The organism is Pseudomonas sp. SDO5522_S412 (assembly GCF_054071215.1).
Window position 1 is genome coordinate 1 of sequence record NZ_JBSVWQ010000339.1, and the last position, 4496, is coordinate 4496.

Sequence of the window (4496 nt, forward strand, 5' to 3'; positions counted from 1 at the left end):
AGCCACCGAATGCATCAACTGATACACCGCTTTCGCGAGCAAGCCCGCTCCCACATTTTTTTGATCGCATTTCAGATCAGATGACGAATCTGGCCACCATCCCGTTCAAATCCACCGCCAAGCGCGACAGCTCATGGCTGGCCGCGCTGGTCTGGTTGGCACCCGCCGCCGACTGCGTCGCCAGGTCGCGGATGTTCACCAGGTTGCGATCCACTTCGCGGGACACCTGAGCCTGTTCTTCCGAGGCACTGGCGATCACCAGGTTGCGCTCGTTGATCAGGCTGATGGACTGGGTGATCTGCTCCAGGGCCACACCGGCAGCCCGCGCCATTTCCAGGGTGCTTTGGGTGCGCTGGTTGCTCTGCTGCATGGACTGCACCGCTTCACCCGTACCGCTCTGGATGCCGGCGACCATTTTCTCGATTTCCTGGGTCGACTGCGCCGTGCGATGGGCCAGGGCCCGCACTTCGTCCGCCACCACCGCAAAACCACGCCCGGCTTCACCGGCACGCGCCGCTTCAATCGCCGCGTTGAGGGCCAGCAGGTTGGTCTGCTCGGCAATCGCGCGAATCACGTCCAGCACCTTGCCAATGTCACGGCCCTGGGTGGCCAGGCCTTCGATCAGCACCGAGGTGTTTTGCACGTCCTGGGTCATGGTCTGGATCGCGCCGACGGTTTCCACCACTCGGTCGCGCCCTTCCCGCGCAGCCTGGTTGGACTGGCTGGACGCCTCGGAGGTGGACACCGCGTTGCGCGCCACTTCTTCCACGGCGGCCGTCATTTCGTTGACCGCGGTGGCGGCCTGGTCGATTTCGTTGTTTTGCTGTTGCAGGCCTTTGGAGGCTTCTTCGGTGACGGCGCTGAGCTCTTCAGCGGCGGAGGCCAACTGCGTGGCTGAGCCGGCGATGTGCTGGATGGTCTGGCGCAGGTTGTTCTGCATCGCGGCCAAGGCGCCGAGCAGGCGGGCCGGTTCGTCCTTGCCGTCGACTTCGATGGGTTTGCTCAGGTTGCCGCCGGCGATGGACTCGGCAGCACTGACCGCCTTTTGCAGCGGAGCGACAATGCTGCGGGTCAGCAGCCAGGCCAGCAACACCGTCATCAAGGCTGCCACCACGGCGACGATGATGATCCCGGTCACAGCCTGGGAATAACTGCCTTCGGCGGCGACGTTGGCCTGATCGGCCCCGGCGCTGTTGATGGCGATCAGTTTATTCAACTGCTCGCCCATCAGGTCGGTGCCGTCCTTGATCCGGGTATTGATCAGGGTACGCATCTCCTCGACCTTGTTTTGCTGCGACAGCGACATCATCTCGGCCTGGGCGGTCAGGTAGCTGTCGAGGGTCGCGGAAAAGGCTTTGTAGACGCTGGCCTCTTCGCCCTCGGCAGGCAAGGCCGAATAGGCGGCCTGGGCCACCTTGACCTTGTCCACCAGAATGGCCGAGCGCTCCTTGGCGTCCTGCACGGCGGCCGGCTCGCGGTTGATCAGAATGCGGAAGGACAGGATGCGCAGGCGCAACACGTTTTCGGTAATGTTGCCAAGGTACTTCACGCTGGGTAACTGGTTGGTTCCCATGTCGACCGAGGCCTGGCGGATCAGCGTCATGCGGTTGACCGCAAACACCCCCAGGATAACCACAAGCAACGCAATGAACGCAAAACCAAGGAAAGCTCGGGGGGCAATATTCAGGTTACGGAGGGACATAGGTGCGCTCTCAGAAGTAGTGGCTGCGCGCGTCCCTGCCGCGACACGGTCAGTCAGCGTCAACGCGCTGCTCTGACCTTACGGCGCCACTGTTTTAATAGGTATGTGGTGCCTACAACGTTATCGGCCGGCTTGAGGATTTAATGGGGGATGTTTCGAAATATTTTTTCACACTTCTGACAACTGGCACTTTCTGGCATCCTGCGCCTCCTTTTTCCTACCCGGGCCCGTATTTTGTCTGACACTCAAACCCCTCGCCCCCGTTATAAATCCGACCTGATTTACGGCCTCGACGACCGTCCGCACTTCAGCGCGGCGATATTTGCCGCCCTGCAGCACGTGCTGGCCAGCTTTGTCGGGATCATCACCCCGACGCTGATCGTCGGCGGCGTGCTGGGCCTGGAAAGCGAAGTGCCGTACCTGGTCAGCATGGCGTTGTTTGTGTCCGGGCTCGGCACCTTTGTGCAGGCCCGCAAGTTCGGCCCGGTGGGTTCGGGCCTGCTGTGCCTGCAAGGCACCAGTTTTTCGTTTATCAGCGTGATCCTCAGTGCCGGCTTCATGGTCAAGGCCCGGGGCGGCGGCACCGATGAGATCCTGTCGACGATCTTCGGCATCTGCTTTTTCGCGGCGTTTATCGAAGTGGTGCTCAGCCAGTTCATCGGCAAGCTGCGCAAGCTGATCACCCCGGTGGTCACCGGCACCATCATTACCTTGATGGGTTTGTCGCTGATCAAGGTGGCCGTCACCGACATGGCCGGCGGTTATGGCGCCAGCGACCTGGGCGCCGCCGGCAACATGGGCCTGGCGGCCCTGGTGCTGCTGACCATCGTGGTGCTCAACCGCTTCAACAACCCGTTCCTGCGCCTGGGTTCGATCGTGATCGGCCTGACCCTGGGTTTTGTGGTGGCCTGGTGGATGGGCCGCGTCGACCTGGGCGCCCTGCCCCAGCTGCCACTGATCAGCGTACCGGTGCCGTTCAAGTACGGTTTTTCGTTCGACTGGGTGGCGTTTATCCCGGTGGCGGTGATCTTCCTGATTTCGCCCCTGGAAGCCGCCGGTGACCTGACCGCCAACTCGATGATCTCGCAACAGCCGGTCAAGGGCCCGCTGTACATCAAGCGCATCAAGTCCGGCCTGCTGGCCGACGGCCTCAACTCGGTGATGGCGGCCACCTTCAACAGCTTGCCGATGGTGACCTTCGCCCAGAACAACGGGGTGATCCAGTTGACCGGCGTGGCCAGCCGTTATGTGGCGTACTTCATTGCCGGGCTGCTGGTGCTGCTGGGGCTGTTCCCGATGATCGGCGCGGTGTTGCAACTGATGCCCAAGCCGGTACTCGGTGGCGCCACGCTGATCATGTTCGGCACCGTGGCCGTGGCCGGGATCAAGATCCTCGCCGAAGCCGGGCTGCACCGGCGCAATGTGCTGATCGTGGCGATCTCCCTGGGCATGGGCCTGGGTGTGGCAGCAGTGCCGGAAGTACTGCGCGAGCTGCCCAAGGCACTGCACAACATCTTCGAGTCGCCAATCACCGTGGGGGCGTTCTGCGCTATCGTGCTGAACATCTTCCTGCCTGAGGAGTTCATAGAACTGGAAGAAGATGAATTTGATCCGGAAGCCTCCACCCTCAAAGTGATGCAGGACCCGGACGTCACGAAATAGGAGAACCCGTTTTATGCGCAAGCTCATGGTTTTGTCACTGCTGCTACTCACCCTGAGCGCGTGCGCGCTGTTCCCCAACCGCGACCCGGTGAACATCAACGTGGTGGGCATCGAGCCGCTGCAGAGCCAGGACCTGGAAGTGCGTTTCGCGGTGAAGCTGCGGATACAAAATCCGAATGAAACCGCGATCGACTACAGCGGCGTGGCCCTGGACCTGGAGGTCAATGGCCGGCCGCTGGCGTCCGGGGTGAGTGACCAGGGTGGCTCGATCCCACGCTTTTCGGAGACGGTGCTGACGGTGCCGGTGAGCGTTTCGGCGTTTTCCGTGTTGCGCCAGACCCTTGGCTTGAGCCAGACCCAGAGTTTGAATAACCTGCCGTACGTGTTGCGCGGGAAACTCGCAGGTGGCCTGTTCGGCACCATGCGCTTTGTGGATCGCGGGACCCTGGACTTTCCCAACACTGCCACTTGGTAACGACATGGATGCGCAACCTACGCTGTATACCGAACGGCTGATCCTGCGGCCGTTGACGCTGGAGGATGCCGAGGGTGTCCAGCAGCAATTTCCGCACTGGGAAGTGGTGCGTTACCTGAATGCCCTGGTGCCCTGGCCGTACCCGGCGGATGGTGCGCGCAGCTATCTGGAGCAGGTTGCATTGCCGGCGATGGCCCGGGGTGAGGAGTGGCATTGGTCGATCCGCCTGAAAAGCGCGCCTGGGGTGTTGATTGGTAATGTCAGCCTGATGGATGAGGTGGACAACAACCGCGGCTTTTGGCTGGCGCCGCAGTGGCAGGGCCAGGGGTTGATGGCCGAGGCCAGTGCGGCGGTGACTGAGTATTGGTTTGAGGTGCTGGAGCGGCCCGTGATGCGCGTGCCCAAGGCGGCGCCGAACGTGGCGTCTCGCAGGATTTCCGAGCGGACGGGGATGCGGTTGGTCAGGACCGATGAGGGGCAGTTTGTCGCTGGGAGTTTGCCCAAGGATATCTGGGAGATTACCCGGGAGGAATGGCTGGGGAGTCGGCGGGGCTGAGGTGGGTTTTGGGTGTATATCCGTTATTTGGGTAACGGCTGATAGGGGTTCCGCTCTTACAGCGGCTCACTTTTGAAGAGCGCAAAAGTAAGCAAAACGCT

General features: G+C 61.7%; 4 protein-coding genes. 3 read left to right on the top strand and 1 reads right to left on the bottom strand.

The window, feature by feature from the left end; genetic code table 11:
- Positions 1-76: 76 nt before the first annotated feature.
- On the bottom strand, positions 77-1702 hold the full coding sequence (locus ACW9I6_RS30940) for a methyl-accepting chemotaxis protein (protein WP_003214083.1): 1626 nt from the start codon (positions 1700-1702) through the stop codon (positions 77-79).
- 234 nt (positions 1703-1936) lie between these two features.
- Here ACW9I6_RS30940 and ACW9I6_RS30945 point away from each other — a divergent pair, with 234 nt between their 5' ends.
- Genes ACW9I6_RS30945 through ACW9I6_RS30955 form a run of 3 tightly spaced genes read left to right on the top strand, consistent with a single transcriptional unit; the run spans position 1937 to position 4395 of the window.
- Positions 1937-3364 carry a nucleobase:cation symporter-2 family protein gene (locus ACW9I6_RS30945; RefSeq protein WP_008431217.1) on the top strand — a complete coding sequence of 476 codons (1428 nt, stop codon included), beginning with the start codon at positions 1937-1939 and terminating at the stop codon, positions 3362-3364.
- A 13-nt stretch (positions 3365-3377) separates the two neighbouring features.
- A complete protein-coding gene (locus tag ACW9I6_RS30950) occupies positions 3378-3839 on the top strand; it encodes an LEA type 2 family protein (RefSeq protein WP_003214086.1) in 462 nt (153 codons plus the stop codon).
- Positions 3840-3843: 4 nt separating this feature from the next.
- Positions 3844-4395, top strand: coding sequence for a GNAT family N-acetyltransferase (locus tag ACW9I6_RS30955; RefSeq protein ID WP_087694381.1), 552 nt, complete (start codon positions 3844-3846; stop codon positions 4393-4395).
- Positions 4396-4496 lie beyond the last annotated feature (101 nt).